The organism is Sinorhizobium sp. GQ132 (assembly GCF_059758575.1).
The window spans coordinates 778982-799484 of record NZ_JCAXDX010000001.1 but is presented as its reverse complement, the minus strand read 5'-3'; the positions used below and the strand labels follow the sequence as shown (position 1 = coordinate 799484).

The window sequence follows — 20503 nt, the reverse complement described above, 5'->3', positions numbered from 1 at the left end:
CAACGCAGAAGGACTACCGACTTGCACACGATCGAAGAGCTTGCAGCCTTTGTCGCCGGCTGCCCGGCGGCAGACATAGGGGGGCAGGCGCGTGAAGCCGCGTCGCTTCTCTTGGCCGACCTGATGGCTGCGACGGCCGCCGGCCTGCACTCGCCTCTTGCGACGGCCGCCCGCGAAGCCGCCGTCGATCTGTACGGAACCGGACCGGCGGCAGTCTGGCTGACCGACATCAACCTTTCGCCCGCCGGGGCGGCCATGGCCAATGCCGCGGCGGCCAGCGCCCTCGACATCGACGACGGCCACCGCGGTGCCGCCGGTCACGCCGGAGCAGGCGTCATCCCCGCGGCCTTGGCCGTGGGGCAGGCGTCGGGCTCGAGCGACGAGCAGATCATGAGCGCGATCGTACTCGGTTACGACGTCGCGCTGCGCGTGGCGTCGTCTCGTCCCACCTCGACCATCGACACCTACAGCAGTGGCCGCTGGGTGGGCTACGGAGCTGCCGCTGCTGCCGGACGACTGCTCGGCTTGACCGCCGGACAGCTTGCAAATGCAATGGCCATTGCCGGCGCCGAGGGGCCCATAAGCTTCCCGACCGGCAGCTCGAAATATCAGGGAACCACCGTGAAGGAGGCGATCCCGCCGGCGGTGACGGCGGGGCTGACCGGCGCCTATCGCGCACGCGCCGGAGCGACCGGCCCCCTCGACCTTCTCGACAGGCCCTCGCATTTCGACCGCGAAGTCCTGACCGGCGGCCTCGGGCAGAGCTGGTGGCTGCAGCAGTGTTACCTCAAACCCTATGCCTGCTGCCGGTACATGCACGCTGCAATCGACGCGGTTGTCCAGTTGCGCCAGCCCGGCAAGGCGATCCGCAGCCTTCGGATCGAGACGTTTCCGCAGGGACTGAGGCTTTCGAACGCCCGCACGCCGAAATCGCTCGAAGCCGGGCAATACAGCTTCTACTTCAGCTGCGCTCTGGCAGCCTTGTACGGGCCATCGGCCCTGCAACCCGTCGATCCGGACCGGTTGCAGGATCCGGACGTGCTCGATCTCGCCGGCCGCATCGAGCTGGTAGCGCATGAGGACTTTGCCGGCTCGTTCCCCGGGGGCACGCCCTGCCGCGTGATCATCGATCAGGGTGAAGGTCCGCAGACCGCCACCGTCCTCCACCCGCTCGGCGACGTCGCCAATCCGATGTCGCGCGAACAGGTGAAAGAGAAATTCCGCAGGATCGGCGCGGCAAGCGTCGACTCCGGCTGGCTGAACGACATTCTCCCGGCACTCGACGGGATTCTGGACCATGGCTTTGGGCCGCTTTTCTCCGTGCTGAACCCTCGCCAATACAATCTGAACAAACGCAACATCATGCTAATCAAGGAGGTAGCGCAATGATGCAATTCAAGTTCCCGAGGGCTCTGGTCCTGGCGGCGATTATGGCTGGCAGCGCGCTCGCTCCCTTGCCGGCGATGGCCGCAAAGACGGAGCTCACTCTCGGCGCGGCAGCAGCCGACATCGGCAATCTCGATCCTCATTATTCGGCGAGCACCACCGACCGCACCCTGGTCGCCTGGATATTCGGCGGCCTGGTCCGCTTCGCTCCCGGCACGACAGACCCCGCCTCGATCGAACCGGACCTTGCCGAAAGCTGGGAATCCAGCCCCGACAAGCTGGTCTGGACCTTCAAACTGCGCAAGGGTGTCCAGTTCCACCACAACTATGGTGAAGTGACCGCCGAGGACGTCGTCTTCAGCCTGCAGAAGGCAGCGGATCCCGAGCGTTCGGCCTTCGCCACCGACTACGCCTCCTTCGACAAGATCGAGGCAGTCGATCCCTATACCGTACGCATCACGCTGAAGAACGCCATTCCGAGCGTGCTGGGTCCGTTGGCGAACTATGCCGGCGGCTTCATCGTCAGCAAGAAGGCCTACGAAGAACGGGCGGAGAGCTTCTCGCGCCGTCCGGTCGGTTTCGGTCCGTTCCAGCTCGACTCGATCGAGCCCGGCGTGGCCGTGCATTTCAGTGCCCACAAGGATTATTTCCGCGGCGCGCCGAAACTGACGAAGGTGACGTATCGCTTCCTCAATGCTGCGGCTGCACGCGATCTGGCGTTCCTCGCCGGTGAGGTCGACGCGGCCACAGGGCTTGCCGACCCGAATTGGCTGAAACGCACCCTGGCGGTCGACGGCACCACCGTGGACATCTTCGATCCAGCCGAATTGACCGTGCTGCACATCAACACCAAGAAGGCGCCGTTCGACGACATCCGGGTCCGTCGTGCCTTGGCCTACGCCGTGGATCCGAGCCGGGTCGCCGCCTATCGCGGAACCGAATTCACCCGCGTGGGAAAGTCGGTCATTCCCTCGAACAATCTCGGCTACACCGAGGACAACGGCCTGGTAACCTTCGATGCGGAAAAGGCCAAGGCACTGCTTGCCGAGGCAGGCCATCCGGACGGCATCACGGTCAAGATGATCTCGAGCCAGCTGCCGAGCTATGAATCCTCGAACCAGATCCTTCAGGCTCAGCTTCGAGAGGCAGGCTTCAATCTCGAGCTGCAACCGGTCGAGCACGCCACCTGGCACCAGATGATCCGCCAGGACCTGAGCCCGCTCGTGACCTATGGCGCGGCTCGCTTCCCGGTAGCGGATGTCTATCTCAGCCAGTTCTTCCATTCGAACAGCGCCATCGGATCGCCCGCTGCCGTGACGAACTTCAGCCATTGCGACGTGGCCGACAAGCAGATCGAGGCAGCTCGTGTCGAAACCGATCCGGAAAAGCAGCTGGAGCTGTGGCACGAAGCACAGCGGCTGATCATCGAGGCGGTCTGCGGGGTACCGATAACCGAGACCGCAGGTGTTTGGGCGCGGCGCAAGAACCTGGACTGGGGCTTCGACTTCAAGGGCTCGATGTCGCTCGGGCCGCTGGTGACCGAACTCACTCATTTCACGGAATAACAATCCACGGGCTGCGGGAAACCGCAGCCCAAATCATTGTGTGATGAACCCATTATGTCCAAAGAGATTTTCCCGATCTATTCCAGCCCATGCGGCTGGAACGCAATGCTCCCGAAGCGCACACCCCGCTCCCCGTTGCAGAGCGACCGTACCGTCGATTATGCCATCGTGGGTGCCGGCTACACCGGCCTGGCGATCGCGCGCCGGCTCCGTGAACTCGATCAGCAGGCAAGCATTGCCGTGTTCGAGGCATCATCCGTCGGAGAAGGATCTTCGGCCCGCAATTCCGGCTTCACCGGGTCTGAAGTGCTGCCTCGCACCGCCACCCTTGCCGGCGCCGAGAAAGCGCGGCGTCAAACGGCTCTGATGAGGGAAGCCTTCGACTGGCTCAAAGGCATGATTGCAGGTGCCGGCATCGAATGCGAGCTGCAGAAAGTCGGATCGATCCGCGCTGCGGCGACGGAAGCCGGCGAGGCCTCGCTGAGGCAGGTCGTCGAAGTCGCGAAAGCCAACGGAATAAGCCACACGGTGCTGGGGCGGAACGAAATAGCCGAGCGCATCGGATCGGATTATTACCGCTTCGGCCTCTACCTGAACGACACCTATTTGCTGCAACCGGCAGCCCTCATTCGCGGCCTGGCCGACTCCCTGCCGGACGGCATCGATCTTTACGAAGATACGGCGGTCCAACGATTGAAGCGGAACGGCGGGGGCTGGGAGCTCCTGACCGATGGCGGCGTCGTGCGCGCGCGAAGCGTCGCTCTCGCAAACAACGGGTTCATCCGGCGTTTCGGCTATCTCAAGCTCCGCATGACCACGATCTTTACCTATGCCGCGGTGACGTGCCCGGTCCCCGAGGCCGACCTCGGCCATCTCGGCCAGTCGCCGTCATGGGGTCTCCTGCCCTCTCATCGGCTTGGGACGACTTTGCGGCGTATCGGGCGCGACCGTCTCATGGTGCGCTCCCTTTATGCCCACGAGCACGAAGTGCCCGTGGAGGAGGCGTCGGCGAAGTTGCGCGACCGCTTTGTTCGGCGGTGGCCGGGCCTGGGCCATGTGGAACTGGAATATGTCTGGGGCGGCGCGACGGCGTTCACCATGAATGGCGCGCCGTGGTGGGGCAAGCTCGATGACGGCCTTTTCGCGTCCGGCGGCTGTAATGGCAGCGGGATAGCGAAAGGCACGATGCTCGGCCGGCATCTCGCCGAGCTGATGCTCGGCACCGGCGATCCGGCAAAGGTCAGCGGCGCGATGGGAACGGCCAGCCTGATCGCCCCCGAACCCTTCCGCAGCATCGGCTTCCAGATCGTCTCGGCGATCGAGAGCCGCAAAGCGGGCCTGGAAGCCTAGAAAGGTTGAACGACGCACTTCCGGACGGAAAGCCGATGCGCACTTTTCCTGGAAGTACTCTAAGGGAAGAACCGATCATGAAAGTGGAACGCTTTGACGTGAACGCACGCAGAAGCCGCCTCGTGAAATACAACGGCGTCTGTTACCTCTCCGGCCAGTTTTCCGACAATGCCGGTGACGTCGCCACCCAGACGCGGGAAACGCTGGCGAAAATCGACGAGTTGCTTGCACGCGCAGGCACGGACAAGTCACGCCTGCTGACCGCCGAAGTCTGGATCACCAGCATGGCCGATTTTGCCGCCATGGATGCAGTCTGGAAGGAATGGGTGGCGCCGCAGAATCCGCCAACCCGATGCTGCTGCGCCGTCGAGCTCGGCGACCCGGACATGCGGGTAGAGATCATGGTGACCGCAGCCTTCGGCGATGCGGAGGTGATGGAGCTTTAGAGCAAGCCAGCGCGCGTGCGGGAACGCTTTGCGAACCTTCCCGCACGCACGCTTGGCAAGCTAGCTCCGGCTGCGCGACGACGCTCCCGTGGCGGCGCCTTCTTCGGCAAAGTAGTCACGCGTCATTTGGGCGATGACCGGGGACAGGAGCAGCAACGAGATAAGGTTGGGAATAGCCATCAGTGCGTTCAGCGTGTCGGCCACCAGCCAGGCAAAGTCGAGGCTGAGGGTGGCGCCGAAGAACACCGCGACGGTCCACACGATGCGGAACGGTATCGCGCTCACGGTTCCGATCAGGTATTCCCAGCACTTCTCGGCATAATAGGCCCAGCCGAGGATCGTCGTGAAGGCGAACAATGCCAGCGAAATGGTCACGAGATAATTCCCATAGCCGGGCAGCGCCGCTTCGAAGGCCGCAGAACTCAGCACAGCTCCGGTTTCGCCCGAGGCCCAGACGCCCGACACCATGATCGCCAGACCTGTCAGGGTGCAGACGATGATCGTGTCGATGAACGTCCCCATCATGCCGATGACGCCGGAGAAAACGGGATTGGCGGTCGAGCCGGCAGCCTGTGCGATACCGGCGGTACCGAGGCCCGCCTCGTTCGAGAAGATGCCGCGCGCCACACCCATGCGGATCGCCATCAGTACAGTGGAGCCGAGGAAGCCGCCGGTGGCCGCCGTCGGACTGAATGCCTGGGTGAAGATGGTGGCGATGGCCTCGGGGATGTTGCCGGCAAAGACGATCAGGACGACGACCACACAGGTGAGATAGAAGATCGCCATAAAGGGCACGACCTTCTCGGCCACCGCGCCGATGCGTTTGATGCCGCCGAGAATCACCGCACCCGTCAAGACGGTCATCACGATGCCGCTGATCCAGGTCTCGATGCCGAAGGCGTTGTCGACCGCACTGGCGATACCGTTGGCCTGGACCATGTTGCCGATACCGAAACCCGCCAGTCCGCCGAAGATGGCAAAGGCGGTGCCCAGCCATTGCCAGTGCTTCCCGAGCCCATTCTTGATGGCGAACATCGGTCCGCCGGCGTGTTCGCCTTTGTCGTCGACCTCGCGGTATTTCACCGCTACGACGACCTCGGCGTATTTCGTCGCCATTCCGACGAAAGCGGTAATCCACATCCAGAACAGCGCACCGGGTCCGCCCACCGCGATAGCGGTAGCGACGCCGGCGATGTTGCCCGTGCCTATGGTGGCCGAGAGCGCCGTCATCAGCGCGGCGTAGGGCGTAATCTCGCCTTCGGCGGCCCTCCCCGGCCTGCGGCTTTTCAAGATCATGCGGAAGCCGTAGCCCACTTTGCGGATCGGCATGAAGCCCAGGCGAAGCTGAAGATACAGACCGGTGCCAATGATCAGCACGATCATTGGCACGCCCCAAACGATGCCGTTGAGCCAGTTAAAGAATTGGTTGAGTGCTTCCACGAGACTGCTCTCCTCCCTGGTGCCTGTCTTTCCGCGAGCCTGCGCACGCCTGCGGCCTGACTAACTTCACCGGCGAATATTGCAAGCCGTCTTGTTCATGGGCCACAGGCACCTTGATTCATTTCGATCGAAGACGCCTGGGTGTCCCCCGTCTGCGAACACGCAGGCGGTACCCGTGGAGCCGGTTCGTCAGGCGCGGTAGGTACATGCGGGCCCCTCGGGAGCCGCGATCATACATAGAAGTCGAGGTTGGTGAATTTCATAGTTCGAATGCTTCTATTTATGAAATTGATGATGGCCGGCAGATCGGCATGGGAAAGCCGCGCGGCCGGCTCGAAGTTGTCAGGACTCGGCGCGCGAACATACATACCCATCCGGTCAGCCGGCCTTCGCAGCGGCCACCACCCGGCATCGCCGGCTTCCTCATCGGTGCCGGCGTCTCTTCTCCAATCGCAGGCAGTTGAAACCCGCAGAACAAGTCAGGGCGGAACGTCGAATCCCGCTCTCGGCGCCGCGCGCGCTTCAATCGTCGATGCGGAAGCCCACCTTCATCACCACCTGGTAATGCGCGACCTTGCCATTCACGATCTGGCCGCGGACCTGGTCCACTTCGAACCAGTCGAGATTCCGGGTCGTTTTCGAAGCACGCGAAATCGCGCCTTCGATGGCCTCGTCTATCGAGTTCGGCGAACTGCCGATCAGCTCGATCTTCTTGTAGACGTGCTCGCTCACGGTTTCCTCCTGAAGCTTCTAGGTTTGATTCCAGGCTCGCCGGGTCTCCTTGTGGGGGCGGCAAGGGACGGCAGCGCGATCGCCGCCAGGGGCAATCATGCCCTCGTTCGGCGCGAACCGCCAGCGTTCGGGGAAAATCGGCCTGTGCCGCGCCAGGCGGCCGGCTGCCCTCGGAATGAAAAATACTCTATGCTCGTGTCACTGGCCATGTCCGAACGCGACGCCCCGCCAAGGACGCGCGAACGCTCCACGAAGGAGGCGACCATGCTGCCGACCCGACGTTCCCTGCTGAGGGCGTTTCTGGCCTTGCCCGCCCTGCCCGTCGCCGATCGCGCCGCGGCGCAGCGACCCGCATTGCCGCTCACGCCCGCCTGCGACGACGATGACGACCTGACGCCCGCGCTGACGGCGGGCCCTTTCTACAAGCCCGATGCGCCGCTCAGGCACGAACTTTCCGGCGACGCCCCGAACGGCGAACGCATCACCATTGCCGGCTACGTGCTCGACGGCAATTGCCGGCCGATTGCCGGCAGTCTCGTCGAAATCTGGCATGCGGACGAAACCGGCGCCTACGATACACGCGGCTACAGGCTGCGGGGTCACCACATGACCGACGAACGCGGGCGATGGTGGTTCAGCACCATCGTCCCGGCACTCTATCCCGGCCGCACCCGCCACTATCATTTTCGGGTGCGCCGTCCCGGCGCCGCGGTCCTGACGACGCAGCTCTTCTTCCCGAACGAACCTCAGAACGACCGTGACCACCTTTATACGCCGTCGCTGCTGCTTGACATTCGCGACACGGAGGACGGGAAGTTCGGGCGTTTCGATTTTGTAGCCTGACGCGCTCGCGGAGGTGACCGGCACGGGATGAACGATCCGGCGCTTCGCTGAATCCGGAACAGATCGCCGTCCTACAGGTTCGGGCGGAGACGAGGACGAATTGATGAAGCAGAAACTTTTGGCGCAAGACGCGAGCGAACGCACCTTCATTCTCATACTCGAGGAGGGCGACGAAGCATTCTCGGCCATTTCGGCCTTCGCAGCGCAGGCGGGCATCGCCGGCGCATCGGTGACGGCGATCGGCGCCTTCAGCAGCGCGACGGTGGGCTTCTTCCGTGTCGAAAGCAGAGATTACAGGAAGATCCCCGTAGCTGAGCAATCGGAAGTTCTGAGCGCGATCGGCGACATTGCCCGCGACGAAGCCGGCCGCCCGAGCCTGCATTTGCATGCGGTTCTGGGATTGGAAGACGGGTCGACCCGTGGCGGGCACCTTCTCGAAGGTCACGTCCGTCCGACCCTGGAGGTCATCATCCGCGAAAGCCCGACTGGATTGCGCCGGCGCAAGCGACCGGAACTCGGGATAGCGCTCATCGACCTCGACGCCGAATGAGACTCAGCTTTTCGCGCTCGAACTCGGGTTGCGCTTGTTTCTGGCCGGCACGCGCCGGCGACCTTCACGGCGACCGAAGGAGCGAGAAGCCGCTCGGTTCCTCGCAAAGCATGCCGCCGATCTCCCGATTGGCGGCAGCGCGCTCTTCCATGGACCGCACATTGTCTCGGCAGGACGGGTCCAATTTTCACCAGGGCCGCCAGCCGCTTGACCAATAACGGCCCTTCAGATCGCTCAGCCGGTCCTCGATATCGGCGATCAGGTCCTCGATGCGCGAGGAGCTTCGCGAATGCCAATAGGGCCGGCTGGTTCCTGCAATGAGCAGCCCCAGAAGACCGACCACGGCGAGCGCCGTCCAGGCGGGATGTTCCCTTGCCATCTCGCCGGCCCTGCGGCCCGTATCCGCGATGGCCCTGCCGGAATAGATGCCGAGATCGGAGAGCTTTTCGGTCAACGCATTGACCTGCTCGCGCAACGATCTGACTTCCTCTTCCATGCTTGCCTGGTCCGGAACGCCTACCGATCCGTTCTTCGTATCGACCACGCCGCGCGGTATGGTGGATCCGAGTCGCTTTTCCTGTGCCATATGCTCATCCTCCGTGTCTGGGTCCCAACTTGTCAGAGACAGCAACCCGGAAACGGCGGCCGGGGGCCGGGAGTTCCTTTTGAGGCTGAAATTGGCCGCACATCCCCGGTCCCCTCATTCCTGTGCACGTCACAGGAATGAGGGCGGAGAGGGTGCGGTCCCTCGGCGCGTTTCATTGCGTCACAGGTGGCCATCCCTCGCATATTCGCAAGCGAAAGTTGTAGGAGCCGCACATTCCGGCCCCTCATTCCTGTGCTTGTCACAGGAATCCAGCCAGACCAAGTCCTTGGGCTGAAAGAACTCTTCCCCCGCCGCAGACGCGGTGCTGCTCTCATCCCTGTGACGAGTACAGGGATGGGGGAGGAGAGATTGCAGCCCTCCGATAGGCCTCCTACAGCGCCGCGCGTCTTATGAGACGCGCAAATGTCGCTGCAGCACTTTGCAGCGGACGCTCGGTCGGTACTCATGGAATTCAAACCCATCGCCATGCGTGCCGACAAAACCGACCAGAGCTTCAACGCCATTATCCATCCCGCGGCAGCCGTCATAAACTCAAAATGAATCTCCCGAAGGCCGCGAGCAGACGAGAAAGAACCTGCGGTAGAAGAATGTCCTCAGCCTGTTCCTGAGATCGGCATTCCTGCGCTGGGCCGCCGCGATCGGGCGGCGGGACGGCAACTCTATGTTCTCGAATCCCGCCTCTTCGATCAAGGGAAGAAGTCTTTCGACGGTGAGGCCATCGCCAAAGGGCAGACGCTCCATGATCTTTGCGTGGCGTTCGCTCATGGCGCCGTCGTAATGCGGGTCATGGCCGATGATCCGCTCGAGGGCAGCCACCGCGACAGACGCCAGACGGCCGAGCGGCGACGGTTTCGACCAGTCCCCGTCGAAGACGAGCAGCCTTCCGCCCGGTTTCAGCAGGCGGAACCATTCGGCGAAAGCCTGCTCCGGCTCCGTCAGAGTCCAGACGAGATGCCGGCAGACCACGGCATCATAGGTCTCGTCCGGCTCCATCGTGTGCTCGGCATCGGCCAGAATGAAACGAACCCTGTCGTTCCCTGCGTGCTTGCGCCGCGCCACCGCGAGCATGGCCTCGGAGAAATCGAGCGCCGTCACTTCGTGGCCGAGCGAAAGGAGCACGTTGGTCACCTCCCCCGTCCCGCAGGCGAGTTCGAGAACCTTCAGCGGCCTCGCCCCGAGTGCGCCGCGCATCGCTGCCGCCCAGGCGTCGAGCTCCGGTCCCGGCGGGATGCGATGGCCGAAGGCGAGGTCGAACGTTTCCGACCGCTTCGACCAGTATTCGCGGATATCTTCCTTCAGGTGGTGGTTGCGCATGTCCATGGGTCAGGTTCCGACGGCGGAGATTGCGGCAAGCGGACGCGGGCGTCTGGCGCGATAGCGGATGGAGCAGCTTCCGTCGAAGTCGTGCTCGACCTCGACCTCGATCCCGAACACCGCGCGGATGCGCTCGACCGTCAGTACCTCCCGCGGGGGCCCGAGCGCCACCAGCCGGCCGGCCTGCATCACCGCGATCCGGTCGCAGAACATAGCGGCGTGGTTGAGATCGTGGAGCGCTGCGACCACCGTCAGGTCCTGGCGGCGAACGAGGTCGAGCAGGCTGATCTGATGACCGATGTCGAGATGGTTGGTCGGCTCGTCCAGAAGCAGGATCTTCGATTGCTGCGCCAGCGCCCGAGCAATGTGCAGCCTTTGCCGCTCGCCGCCGGAGAGCGTGTGCCACAGGCGATCGGCAAGATGCGCCATATCCACGTTTTCGAGCGCCGCCTCGACGATCGCATCGTCCTCCGGCGACCAGGGCGAAAGCGGCCCGAGATAGGGCGTGCGGCCGAGCTCGACCGCCTGGCGCGCGGTGATCCTCTCGCCGGTCTCGGCCTGCTGCTCGACCAGAGCGAGCCTTTGCGCGACCGTGCGGCGGCCGAGCGTCCCGATCGGGGAACCGTCCAGTAGCACCTCCCCCTTCTTCGGCTTGCGGATGCCCGATATGAGCGACATCAGGCTCGTCTTGCCGGAACCGTTCGGGCCGATGATGCCGAGGAACTCTCCCGTCTCGACCGTGAGGGAGACCTCCTTCAGTATGTCCACCCCGCCGGCCGACCATGAAACCCCGCGCGCCGAAAGCGTCATGCGCGGTCCCTCCTTTGTCCGAGTATCAATGCGAAGGCCGGAGCGCCGACGAGCGCCGTGATCACGCCGATCGGCAGGACCTGGCCGGGAATGAGAACGCGCGACAGTATGTCGGCGAGGATCATGAACACGGCGCCGATGAGCGCCGCTGCCGGCAGCAGGACACCGTGACGGACGCCGACGAGCATGCGGGCCGCATGGGGGATGACGAGGCCGACGAAACCGATCGACCCGACGATGGATACCATCACCGCCGTCATCATCGCCGAGACGCCGACGAGCGCGAAATAGGTTCGCCTGACCGAGATGCCGAGCGAGGCAGCCGATTCCGACCCGAAGGTAAACGCGTCGAGGGGACGGGCATGCCAGAGACAGACGACGAGACCGAGAAGCGTCGCCGGCACGGCGAGCCAGGCATCCGGCCAGCGCACGCCCGAAAGGTTGCCGAGCAGCCAGAACATGATGCCGCGCGCCTGCTCGGCCGTGGCCGCCTTGGTGACGATGAAAGAGGTCAGTGCGTTGAAGAGCTGTGACCCCGCCACACCTGCCAGGATGATCGCCGCGGTGCCGCGGCCGGCCTTCACCGCCAGCAGGCTCACCAGGAGGAAAGCGACCAGCGCGCCGATGAAGGCGCCGAGCGGCAGCGTCAGCATCCCGGCACCCACACCGAGGATGGCGACGCTGACCGCGCCTGTCGAGGCGCCGGCGGAGATGCCGAGAATATAGGGATCGGCGAGCGGATTGCGCAGCAGCGATTGCAGCACGGCGCCGGAGAGCGCAAGCGCCGCCCCGCAGGAAGCGGCCACGACCGCCCGGCTCAGTCGGTAGCTCCAGATGATGCCCTCGTCGATCGGGGCCAGCGGATAGCCGGCGTTCCACAGCCGATTCGCGACCGCCTGCGCAACGGTCTTGAACGGGATCGCCGTCTCGCCGATCGCAGCGCCCATCCAGAGCGCCGAGAACAGGATCACGAGCGCGGCGATAGCCGCGCCGACGCGTCCCGTCCCCGTTCGCCCGGCCAGAGTCAGCACGCGGCTCACTTGCCGAACCCACCCTTGGAAGCCGGCCCAGCCTTGGGGGCAAGTCCGGCTTCGACGATGGCATCCGCCAGCGCTTCGATGCCTTCGATCGTACGGATCGTCGGGTTCATCGCCTGCGCATCCATGTCGAACACATAGCCTTTGGCGACTGCCGGCATGAGGCTCGCCACGGGATCGGTCTTCAGGAATTCGAGTTTGGCGTCGAGGCTGTCGAGCGGATAGCGTCGACGCTCCATCGAGCCGGCAACGATCATGGTCGGCTCGGACTTGGCGATGGTTTCCCAGCCGACCGTCGGCCATTCGTCTTCAGTGTCGATGATGTTTTCGATGCCGAGGGCCGCCATTATGTAGCCGGGCGCGCCGTTCCTGCCGGCGACATAGGGGTCGGCATCGGCAGCGCTGGAGAACCAGAAGACCGCCGAGAGTTTGTCCCCGGCCGAGGCGACCTTGGCGCGCGCCGCCTCTTCTCGGCTTTTCAGCTCGGCCACGACCTTCTCGCCCTTGTCCTGAACATCGTAAATCTGCGCCAGCTCGCGAATTTCCCGATAGACGAGATCCATGGTGAAGACCTGCCGGCGCACGCCGTCGCTCGCCGCCGAATTCTCCTTGCCGGTGCAATCCGAAGGCGATGTGTAGACCGGAATGCCGAGCTCCTCGAACTGCTCCGGCCGCGCAACCACGCCTTCCGGGCCGACCTGCCACTGAAATTGCACCGCCACCATGTCCGGCTTCTTGGCAAGCACGCTTTCGAAGCTCGGATCGTTGTCTGCCAGGCGCTCGACCTTGGCGTTGACCTCCTCGTAACCTTCAAGGACGGGGCCGACCCAGAGGGCGGTGCCGGCGACCTTGTCCGCAAGGCCGAGCAGATAGAGGATCTCGGTGCTGCTCTGGCCGATCGAGACGGTGCGCGTCGGCGTCTTGTCGAAGGTGATCTGCCGTCCACAGTTCTCGAGTGTCAGCGGATAGATCGTCTCGGCAGCGAAGGCGGGACGGTCAAGAGCCGCTGCGCCTGCGGAAAAGGTGATGAGACCGACAATGAGCGGTCGTTTCCAAAAGCTGTTCATGAATGGTCCCCGAATGTGAGGCCGCTATGCGGCCGTGATCGTCAGTCTGCCGATCGGGTTCGATCGGACGTGTGACGGCTGGATCTCGGGGAAACTGACGAAAGCGTGCGCCGCAAGGCGCGAAAGATGGTCATGGCTTGCTCCTGTTCCGGGCATCCCCGCCCGTGACGTTGGATCTGATTTGACGGCAGGTCTCCTGGCTCACGGACAGAAATCGCTCATCTGCCTTCCCGCGCAACGCGCAGTGGCTGGCGCCTGGGCGCCACGAGGATGAACGACGATCCGCTTACAGTTGCGGGGGCAGCCACGGTTTTGGTCCCTCTTGGGTCGTCCGCACCGTGTTCCCTATTAATCCCCTCCACCTCACGGGTAGGGGAACCGTCAGGCTCAGTTAATTTAGAATGCAGCCTCCGGTCAAGGTGAAACGCGACGCCGCTGCACAGGGGTTCAATATGTTATGTTATTACGCTCGTCAACAAAAAGTTATGTAATAACATTTCATAAGCGCACCGGACCGTTCCGATGAGCCTTCAACCGGTGCCGCCAGATCGGCATCGGCCATTATGGCTTTGGGCCATCGCATGGCCGCAGGACGATTGGTTCCCGGCTTTGCGCCGCGAGTTCGCGGCAGCCGCCGGTGTCGCAAAGCGTCCAGCCGGAGACGGTCGCTCCGGAGGCGGCCAGGACCAGCTCGGGAAGCGGCGGCAGGTCGGGCTTCCAGACCCACCAGCGGCCCTGGCGACGGGCATTGTCTCCCGGCTCCATTCCCGCCCCCGAACCCTGCACGCGCGCCTCCTCGAGAACGAGACCCTCGGCCGTGACGGCCCAACGCTCCTGCCATTCGGTCTTCTCGACCGAATGGGTCCAGCCAAGGGTGAAGACGCCCGCAGCAACGGCGACAGCCTTGCCGCCGATGATGCAGGCCAGCGCGCTCATGCCGTTTTCGCCGTCTGCCGGCCAGCTTGGCGGGCGCGCCGCCAGGTCACGAAGGCGAAGACCGCGGAGAGTGCGAAGCCAACCTCATCGGTGATCGGCAGCGCCGCCAGCAACGTGAAGGCGGCCGCGGCCGCGAGCACCCGCTCGAAAACCCCGAGCCGGACTGCGGCGAAGCCCACCACGGCGGCACCCCAGAGCGCGATCGCCAGACCGGTCTTGACGACGATATAGGCGACGGCAACCGGATAGCCCACCGATGCGGCCATCGCGCCGCCATCCTGCAGCATCAGCGCCGGCGAATAAACGGCCATGAACGGGATGACGAACCCGGCCGCCGCCACCTTGATCGCCTGGATCGAGATCTTCAGCCCGCCTTCACGCGCGATCGGTGCTGCCGCGAAGCAGGCGAGCGCCACCGGAGGGGTCAGGTCGGCAAGAATCCCGAAATAGAAGACGAACATGTGGCTGACGATAAGCGGTACCCCGAGTTCCAGAAGCGCGGGCCCGGCGATCGACGAGGTGATGATGTAGTTCGGGATCGTCGGTATGCCCATGCCGAGCACGAGGCAGGTGACCATCGTCAGAAGCAGCGACAGAAACAGGCTTTTGCCCCCGACCGAGACGATGAACTGGCCGAAGGTATTGGCCGCTCCGGTCAGCGTCATCGTACCGATGATCACGCCGACGAGCGCGCAGGCGATCGCCACAGGAAGGGCCGTCTTCGCCCCTTCGGCAAGCGCGTCTCGACATATCACCAGGGTCTCCCGGCCGCCCTTCAGGAAGGCGTTGCCGGCAATCAGCAGCGCCAGCGCTGCGACGATCATGCCGATGCCGAACTGGAAGAAGGCGGCCGCCACCAGCCCGAGGCCGACCCAGAAGATGATGCGTATGACACCGGCGGGAAGGCCGAGCGCGAGCGAACTGCCGAGGATCAGAAGGCCGGTGAAGGCGAGGCCGACCGTACCGGCGAAAAGCGGCGTATAGCCGGAGAACAGCAGCCAGACGAGCGCGGCGAGCGGCAGGATCAGATGCCATTGTTCGAGGATTGCCGCCTTGGCCGAAGGCAGCTGGTCCTTGGGCAGGCCGAGCAGCCCGTACTTGCCGGCTTCGAGATGGACGATCCAGAAGGCCGACGCGAAATAGAGGATCGCCGGTATGACCGCCGCCTTGACGATCTCGTAATATTCGACGCCGAGCGTCTCGGCCATGATGAAGGCGACCGCGCCCATGACAGGCGGCATGATCTGCCCGCCCATCGAGGCCGTTGCCTCGACGCCGCCTGCAAAGGCCGCCCGATAGCCGAACTTTTTCATCAGCGGGATGGTGAACTGCCCGGTCGTGACGACATTCGCGACGCCGGAGCCCGAAATGGTGCCCATCAGGCCCGAAGAAATGATCGCCACCTTCGCGGCTCCGCCGCGCCTGTCGCCGACCAAACTCAACGAGACATCGTTGAAGAGCCGGATCATGCCGGCCTTTTCGAGGAAGGCGCCAAACAGGATGAAAAGGAAAATATAGGTCGAGGAGACGAAGGTCGGGATGCCGTAGATGCCTTCCGTGCCATAGGCCATATGGTCGATCACCTGCGAAAAGTCGTAGCCGCGGTGGTCGAACGGCGGCGGCAGATACTCACCCAAAAGGCAATAGGCCAGGAACACGCCGGAAATGATCGGCAGGGCCGGCCCCATCAGCGCCCAGGCCGCGGCAAAGACGACGGCGAGCGCGACGACCCCGAAGAAGATGTCGCGCGGCAGTGGATCGCCGGCACGCACCAAGAGTTCCGCATATTCGTAACACTGGTAAAAGGCGACCGCTGCACCGAGGAAAGCAAGACTCCAGGCGAAGATTTTTGCAACCGTGCCGCGGCCTGCGAGCGTCGCCAGCAGGGGAAAGACGAGAACCGTGACAAAGCCGACGTGCACCACGCGCACGATCTGGCTCGCGAAATCGACGAGATGCGCCGCGGTGGCGATCTGGAACACTGAAAAGGCAAGCGCGATGGCAAACAGGATCCGTCCGTCCCATGTCGCCGGAAACGCCCGGGTCAACGCGTCGTGCCGGTGCAGTTCGGCCGACGCAGTTGCGCTTTGTTCATTGGTATTTTGGATCATGATTCCTCCCCCGAATTCCTGAAGCCCGTCGCATTCAACCGAATTCCGCGACGCGCTTCAGGGTGTCTGCCTGTCGCCTTAAAACCGCTTTACGGTTTCGGGCGACATGGGTCAGAGCAGACCCTTTTCCTTATAGTAGCGCTCCGCCCCCGGATGCAGAGGAATAGGCATTCCCTTGAGCGCATCCTCGATGCGGATATTCTCCGCCGCCTTGTGAGCCGCCGTCAGGGCGGGGATGTTCTCGAAGAGCTGCTTCGTCATCTGATAGGCGGTTTCGTCGGAAACCTCCGAATGGGTGACGAGAAAGTTGACGACGGCGACCGTCTGCACATCGCTGTCCTGCCCCTGGTAGGTGCCGGCGGGGACGGTCGCGGCGATGTAAGGCGCGCCGAGCTTGGTGGCGATCTCTTCGGGGACGGCGACCATCTGCACGTCGAGCGAGGTCGCCAGGTCCTTGAACGAAGAGACGCCGAGGCCGGCCGACTGCAGCGTCGCATCGAGCTGCCGGTTCTTCATCAGCTCCACCGATTCGGCGAAGGGCAGGTATTCGGTCTTGCCGAGGTCGTCATAACTCATGCCTGCGGCGCCGAGGATCGCCCGGGCGTTCAATTCCGTGCCCGACTTCGGTGCGCCGACGGAAAGGCTCTTGCCCTTGAGATCGGCGACGGTCTTGATGCCCGACTCCTTCGACGCCATGATCTGGATATAGTTCGGATAGATGGCGGCGATACCGCGCAGCTTGTCGAGCGGTGCCTTGAAACCGGCATCCGTATTGCCTTCCCAGGCAAGCTTGACCGAATCGCCGAGCGAAAAGGCGATCTCGCCGCGCCCCTGCTGCAAGAGGTTGAGGTTCTCGACCGAAGCCTTGGTCGCCTGCACCTGCGTGCGTACGCCCTCGATCTTGTCGCCATAGATCTTCGAAAGCGCGACGCCGAGCGGGTAGTACACCCCGGAAGTGCCGCCAGTCAGGACGTTGATGAACTCGGCTGCGCCTGTCGAAGCCGCGGAAACGGCGATGGACGCACTTGCGATCGCCGCGATGGCGGCGCGTTTCAATGTTCGATTCACAGAGATTCCTCCCAATCATTCAAATCTGGCGCGGAAGACCGTTCCTCCGGAAAGGGGCCGCGGCGTTACACTAGCAAGAGATCGGCTAACTCTAAATGATTGATTTTGTGGAAGCGCAATCGAGAACTTCGCCGATGCGGGCGGATCTTGCCCGGTGCCCCGCAGCAATCGGCGACAATCCGCCTTTCGCTGGTTTCGGACAAATTCCTGCGCAAGCGCCCACGCGTCCGGCGACGCGCGGCGCTTGGCGTTTAGGTTCGATTTCAGCGGCGGCAGCTGTCGGCCGCGCGTCCCCTTGCGGCGGCGGCGATATTCGACCGAGCCGCTCCTCCCGTCAGGCCGCGTTTGCGTTGCAATGTCAGGCTCCAACCGTTTCCCCCGGCCTGCCAGCCTCCGGCGGCCGATTCCGAGCGGCCAACCGTGGCGTCCCGTCTTGCGGAGCGCGCCTTCAATCTAGATGCAATTTCTGCAAGAATCAGGATCACCAGCATGAAACCGATGGGCGCGAGCACGTATGGGGGAATGCCTGTCGGTACGCTCGCGAAAACGGCGATCGACACGGCGACGATAATGCAGATCAGGTTCGTCAACGGGTGGGTGAGCGTCCTGAAACAGGTTTCAGAGACAGTGTTGTTCCGTCCGTAATCCGACAATGCCATGGGAGAGATCCATCGTTGAGTTGTTCCCCTGCCGAGATCACGATGACTTTAGGCCCCGTCGACCCAAAATCATGGAACGTGATCGTGCAAGGAGCCAGAGCAGAAATGCCGGCGGCAGACCGCACACTGTTCCGCTCCAGGCTCCCGCGGCGCGAATGCTGCAATATGTACCCTGAGACTCAGCTGGCAACGGGCCTAGGACCTTTGCCCTTAGGGGGTCGGACCAAGGTCCTATAGATGGGCGCGGATGGCACTCTAGCTTCCTGGCTTCCCACCTATACAAGGACCTAGATCTTTTCAGCGACACTTGAGGCGGGGCCTCGCGCTTTGCGGGGTCCCGCTTGCGTCGTCAACCGGGGGCGGGCGGAATCGTTTCGCAGACATGCGAGTGCCCGCGCAGGGGACGACGCGGGCACTGCAACAGGTTGGGGTCCTGAATGTCGCTGGGGGACAGAAGCGACACCTGTTAATTCTTCAGAAGAAATTTTGTTCCGCAGCCGCGGGCGCGAAAAAAGCGACGCCGGCACGCCGCCGTCCTGCGCGCAGACTATCCGGCAGCCGCTACGGCGAAACGGTGCCGGTAGTCGCCCGGCGACAGCCCGACGATGCGATGGAACAGCTTGCGGAAAGCTGCCGCATCCTCATAGCCGACGGTCCAGGCGATCTGTTCGACCGAGCGTTTGGTGAACTCCAGGAGCTCACGCGCCTTGCCGACGCGCAGATGCTGCGCATATTCGATCGGCTTCATACCTGTCGCCGCCTTGAAACGGCGCAGGAACGTGCGCTCCTCCATCGCCACCACTTTGGCCATCTCCGCGACACTGACGGCGCGGGCCTCGCGCGCCTGCAGCCAATGCTGCACCTTGAGGATCGCCTCGTCGCCGTGATTGAGACGCGGCGAAAAGCTGGAATAGTGCCGCTGCTCGCGTCCGGCCGGATCGATGAGCAGGAAACGCCCGGTCTCGACCGTCACCGTCGGACCGAACAGGCGGTCCACGAGGCGCATGCCGAGGTCCGTCCACGCCATGAGGCCGCCGGCTGTGATGATGTCGCCGTCCTCGATGACGATCTTGTCCGGATCGAGCCGGACGTCGGGGAAACGATCGCGGAAGGCGTTGGCGAACAGCCAGTGCGTCGTCGCCGGGCGACCCTTGAGCAGGCCCGTCGCCGCAAGCACGAAAGTCCCGCCGCAAGTCGATGCCAGCGTCGCCCCCTGGGCATGCCGGTCGAGCAGCCAGCGCGCATAGGGCGCTGCCTCCTCTGCTTCCATCGGTCCCGTCAGCCGGCCGGGGACAAGCAGGATCTCCGGCGCCTCCCGGGACCCGAGTTCGGGATGGGTGTCGAAACATCGTGCAAGACAGCCGTCGTCCTGAAGCCGCCAGTGACTGACTCGCGCCACCGGTCCGCCGCGCTCGGCGGAGAATTGACCGGCTATGCCGATGAGATCCGTCATGCCGTGGACCATCGCCATCTGGCAACCCGGATAAAGCATGAGGCCGATCTCGGCTCTCGCTGGCAGTGCTCGTCCCTTCGCCATGTCGCCCCTCTTTGTCGGTTTCGGCCCGCCTAATGTCCGATCCGCCAATCCCGATCATTTCGCAATCGGCCTAAATCTTCAAGCACGGGGCGCGGCAAGTACGGCACCCCACCCGGCAGTCTTCCAACCCGCTGAAAGGATGAAGAAAATGGCTACGATCACCACCAGGGACGGCACCCGCATCTTCTACAAGGACTGGGGCTCGCGCAATGCTCAACCCGTCCTCTTCTCCCATGGCTGGCCGCTCACGGCCGACGTATGGGATGCGCAGATGGTCTTCTTTGCAAACAAGGGCTATCGCGTCATCGCCCACGACCGCCGCAGCCACGGCCGTTCGGACCAGGTGTGGGACAATAACACAATGGACCAGTACGCCGACGACCTTGCCGAACTGATCGAGGCGCTGGACTTGCGCAACGTGATCCTTGTCGGGCATTCGACAGGCGGCGGCGAGGTTACCCGCTACGTCGGCCGGCACGGCACCGGGCGCGTGGCGAAGGTGGCGCTGATCGGCGCGGTGCCGCCGCTCATGCTGAAAACCGAGGCCAACCCCGGCGGCCTGCCGATCGACGTCTTCGATGGCATTCGCAAGGGCACCTACGACGACCGCTCGCAATTCTTCAGGGATCTGACGATCCCCTTTTACGGCTACAATCGCGAGGGTGCCGCCATCTCGGAGGGAATCCGCGAGAGCTTCTGGCTGCAGGGCATGATGGGCGGCCTCAAGGGCCAGCTCGACAGCATCCGCGCCTTCTCGGAAAGCGACTTCAATGCCGACCTGGCGAAGTTCGACAAGCCGACCCTGGTCCTCCACGGCGACGACGACCAGATCGTGCCGATCGGCGCCTCGGCGCTTTCGACCGTCAAAATCGTCAAACATGCCGTGCTGAAGGTCTACGAGGGTGCCGATCATGGCCTGACGCAGACCTATCAGGACCGCTTCAACGCCGACCTGCTCGAATTCATCGAAGCTTGACTTCAACGCCGGCGAGGCGCGGCGGCGGTGCCGTCGCCCTCCCCCAGCTTCGTCCCCCTGCCTCCAGGA

20 protein-coding genes and 1 riboswitch are annotated in these 20503 nt (G+C 63.6%); of the genes, 8 read left to right on the top strand and 12 right to left on the bottom strand.

Going from position 1 to position 20503, the window contains the following annotated elements; translation table 11 throughout:
* Positions 1 to 21 precede the first annotated feature (21 nt).
* From AC6CIG_RS03615 to AC6CIG_RS03600, 4 genes are all read left to right on the top strand, one after another.
* The gene (locus AC6CIG_RS03615) at positions 22 to 1389 is read left to right on the top strand and encodes an MmgE/PrpD family protein (protein ID WP_498322339.1); all 1368 of its coding nucleotides are present in this window, start codon (positions 22 to 24) and stop codon (positions 1387 to 1389) included.
* Positions 1386 to 2951 carry an ABC transporter substrate-binding protein gene (locus AC6CIG_RS03610; protein WP_338282254.1) on the top strand — a complete coding sequence of 522 codons (1566 nt, stop codon included), beginning with the start codon at positions 1386 to 1388 and terminating at the stop codon, positions 2949 to 2951. Before AC6CIG_RS03615 ends, AC6CIG_RS03610 begins: the two co-directional genes overlap by 4 nt.
* A 54-nt stretch (positions 2952 to 3005) precedes the next feature.
* Entirely contained in the window at positions 3006 to 4301 is a 1296-nt protein-coding gene (locus AC6CIG_RS03605) for an NAD(P)/FAD-dependent oxidoreductase (protein WP_498322337.1), read from the top strand.
* Positions 4302 to 4378: 77 nt separating this feature from the next.
* Positions 4379 to 4747, top strand: a complete 369-nt coding sequence (locus AC6CIG_RS03600; RefSeq protein WP_100670960.1) for a RidA family protein — start codon at positions 4379 to 4381, stop codon at positions 4745 to 4747.
* Between the two features lie 60 nt (positions 4748 to 4807).
* Here the strand turns inward: AC6CIG_RS03600 and AC6CIG_RS03595 are convergent, their stop codons facing one another.
* Both AC6CIG_RS03595 and AC6CIG_RS03590 read right to left on the bottom strand, forming a co-directional pair.
* Complete coding sequence (locus AC6CIG_RS03595; protein ID WP_102761481.1) at positions 4808 to 6187, bottom strand: alanine/glycine:cation symporter family protein; 1380 nt, start codon at positions 6185 to 6187, stop codon at positions 4808 to 4810.
* Positions 6188 to 6709: 522 nt separating this feature from the next.
* Positions 6710 to 6919, bottom strand: a complete 210-nt coding sequence (locus tag AC6CIG_RS03590) for a dodecin (protein WP_018095980.1) — start codon at positions 6917 to 6919, stop codon at positions 6710 to 6712.
* A gap of 264 nt (positions 6920 to 7183) precedes the next feature.
* Here AC6CIG_RS03590 and AC6CIG_RS03585 point away from each other — a divergent pair, with 264 nt between their 5' ends.
* A complete protein-coding gene (locus AC6CIG_RS03585) occupies positions 7184 to 7762 on the top strand; it encodes a dioxygenase family protein (protein ID WP_026168700.1) in 579 nt (192 codons plus the stop codon).
* A gap of 103 nt (positions 7763 to 7865) precedes the next feature.
* Positions 7866 to 8312 carry a PPC domain-containing DNA-binding protein gene (locus AC6CIG_RS03580; protein WP_498322334.1) on the top strand — a complete coding sequence of 149 codons (447 nt, stop codon included), beginning with the start codon at positions 7866 to 7868 and terminating at the stop codon, positions 8310 to 8312.
* 187 nt (positions 8313 to 8499) lie between these two features.
* Here the strand turns inward: AC6CIG_RS03580 and AC6CIG_RS03575 are convergent, their stop codons facing one another.
* Positions 8500 to 8898: a hypothetical protein gene (locus tag AC6CIG_RS03575; RefSeq protein WP_010974988.1), complete on the bottom strand. Its 399-nt coding sequence runs from the start codon at positions 8896 to 8898 to the stop codon at positions 8500 to 8502.
* Positions 8899 to 9321: 423 nt separating this feature from the next.
* Between AC6CIG_RS03575 and AC6CIG_RS03570 the strand changes: the two genes are divergently transcribed.
* Positions 9322 to 9459: a hypothetical protein gene (locus tag AC6CIG_RS03570; RefSeq protein WP_498322330.1), complete on the top strand. Its 138-nt coding sequence runs from the start codon at positions 9322 to 9324 to the stop codon at positions 9457 to 9459.
* On the opposite strand, the gene AC6CIG_RS03565 is transcribed toward AC6CIG_RS03570, so the two are convergent.
* The 9 genes from AC6CIG_RS03565 to AC6CIG_RS03525 form a co-directional block, all read right to left on the bottom strand.
* Entirely contained in the window at positions 9451 to 10239 is a 789-nt protein-coding gene (locus AC6CIG_RS03565) for a class I SAM-dependent methyltransferase (protein WP_498322329.1), read from the bottom strand. The genes AC6CIG_RS03570 and AC6CIG_RS03565 overlap by 9 nt on opposite strands.
* Positions 10240 to 10242: 3 nt before the next feature.
* Positions 10243 to 11043, bottom strand: a complete 801-nt coding sequence (locus AC6CIG_RS03560) for an ABC transporter ATP-binding protein (RefSeq protein ID WP_324764401.1) — start codon at positions 11041 to 11043, stop codon at positions 10243 to 10245.
* Positions 11040 to 12083 (bottom strand): FecCD family ABC transporter permease, encoded by a 1044-nt coding sequence (locus AC6CIG_RS03555; protein WP_498322327.1) that lies wholly within the window; start codon positions 12081 to 12083, stop codon positions 11040 to 11042. Before AC6CIG_RS03555 ends, AC6CIG_RS03560 begins: the two co-directional genes overlap by 4 nt.
* Positions 12080 to 13147, bottom strand: a complete 1068-nt coding sequence (locus AC6CIG_RS03550) for an ABC transporter substrate-binding protein (protein ID WP_498322325.1) — start codon at positions 13145 to 13147, stop codon at positions 12080 to 12082. The genes AC6CIG_RS03555 and AC6CIG_RS03550 overlap by 4 nt, the downstream gene beginning before the upstream one ends.
* A gap of 169 nt (positions 13148 to 13316) precedes the next feature.
* Positions 13317 to 13546, bottom strand: a riboswitch (cobalamin riboswitch).
* Positions 13547 to 13708: 162 nt separating this feature from the next.
* Complete coding sequence (locus AC6CIG_RS03545) at positions 13709 to 14083, bottom strand: DUF1850 domain-containing protein (protein WP_018095989.1); 375 nt, start codon at positions 14081 to 14083, stop codon at positions 13709 to 13711.
* A complete protein-coding gene (locus AC6CIG_RS03540; protein ID WP_498322324.1) occupies positions 14080 to 16194 on the bottom strand; it encodes a TRAP transporter permease in 2115 nt (704 codons plus the stop codon). Before AC6CIG_RS03540 ends, AC6CIG_RS03545 begins: the two co-directional genes overlap by 4 nt.
* A gap of 111 nt (positions 16195 to 16305) precedes the next feature.
* Entirely contained in the window at positions 16306 to 17250 is a 945-nt protein-coding gene (locus AC6CIG_RS03535; RefSeq protein ID WP_018095991.1) for a TAXI family TRAP transporter solute-binding subunit, read from the bottom strand.
* 275 nt (positions 17251 to 17525) lie between these two features.
* Positions 17526 to 17921, bottom strand: coding sequence for a hypothetical protein (locus tag AC6CIG_RS03530; RefSeq protein WP_498322322.1), 396 nt, complete (start codon positions 17919 to 17921; stop codon positions 17526 to 17528).
* A gap of 547 nt (positions 17922 to 18468) precedes the next feature.
* Entirely contained in the window at positions 18469 to 19458 is a 990-nt protein-coding gene (locus AC6CIG_RS03525; protein WP_018095993.1) for a GlxA family transcriptional regulator, read from the bottom strand.
* A 148-nt stretch (positions 19459 to 19606) separates the two neighbouring features.
* Between AC6CIG_RS03525 and AC6CIG_RS03520 the strand changes: the two genes are divergently transcribed.
* Positions 19607 to 20434 carry an alpha/beta fold hydrolase gene (locus AC6CIG_RS03520; protein WP_102761748.1) on the top strand — a complete coding sequence of 276 codons (828 nt, stop codon included), beginning with the start codon at positions 19607 to 19609 and terminating at the stop codon, positions 20432 to 20434.
* Positions 20435 to 20503: the final 69 nt, after the last annotated feature.

Coding starts and splice junctions, on each gene's coding strand:
- AC6CIG_RS03610 (WP_338282254.1), top strand. CDS start 1,386: ATGATGCAATTCAAGTTCCCGAGGGCTCTGGTCCTGGCGGCGATTATG.
- AC6CIG_RS03605 (WP_498322337.1), top strand. CDS start 3,006: ATGTCCAAAGAGATTTTCCCGATCTATTCCAGCCCATGCGGCTGGAAC.
- AC6CIG_RS03600 (WP_100670960.1), top strand. CDS start 4,379: ATGAAAGTGGAACGCTTTGACGTGAACGCACGCAGAAGCCGCCTCGTG.
- AC6CIG_RS03585 (WP_026168700.1), top strand. CDS start 7,184: ATGCTGCCGACCCGACGTTCCCTGCTGAGGGCGTTTCTGGCCTTGCCC.
- AC6CIG_RS03580 (WP_498322334.1), top strand. CDS start 7,866: ATGAAGCAGAAACTTTTGGCGCAAGACGCGAGCGAACGCACCTTCATT.
- AC6CIG_RS03575 (WP_010974988.1), bottom strand. CDS start 8,898: ATGGCACAGGAAAAGCGACTCGGATCCACCATACCGCGCGGCGTGGTC.
- AC6CIG_RS03570 (WP_498322330.1), top strand. CDS start 9,322: ATGTCGCTGCAGCACTTTGCAGCGGACGCTCGGTCGGTACTCATGGAA.
- AC6CIG_RS03565 (WP_498322329.1), bottom strand. CDS start 10,239: ATGGACATGCGCAACCACCACCTGAAGGAAGATATCCGCGAATACTGG.
- AC6CIG_RS03560 (WP_324764401.1), bottom strand. CDS start 11,043: ATGACGCTTTCGGCGCGCGGGGTTTCATGGTCGGCCGGCGGGGTGGAC.
- AC6CIG_RS03550 (WP_498322325.1), bottom strand. CDS start 13,147: ATGAACAGCTTTTGGAAACGACCGCTCATTGTCGGTCTCATCACCTTT.
- AC6CIG_RS03545 (WP_018095989.1), bottom strand. CDS start 14,083: ATGAGCGCGCTGGCCTGCATCATCGGCGGCAAGGCTGTCGCCGTTGCT.
- AC6CIG_RS03540 (WP_498322324.1), bottom strand. CDS start 16,194: ATGATCCAAAATACCAATGAACAAAGCGCAACTGCGTCGGCCGAACTG.
- AC6CIG_RS03530 (WP_498322322.1), bottom strand. CDS start 17,921: ATGGCATTGTCGGATTACGGACGGAACAACACTGTCTCTGAAACCTGT.
- AC6CIG_RS03525 (WP_018095993.1), bottom strand. CDS start 19,458: ATGGCGAAGGGACGAGCACTGCCAGCGAGAGCCGAGATCGGCCTCATG.
- AC6CIG_RS03520 (WP_102761748.1), top strand. CDS start 19,607: ATGGCTACGATCACCACCAGGGACGGCACCCGCATCTTCTACAAGGAC.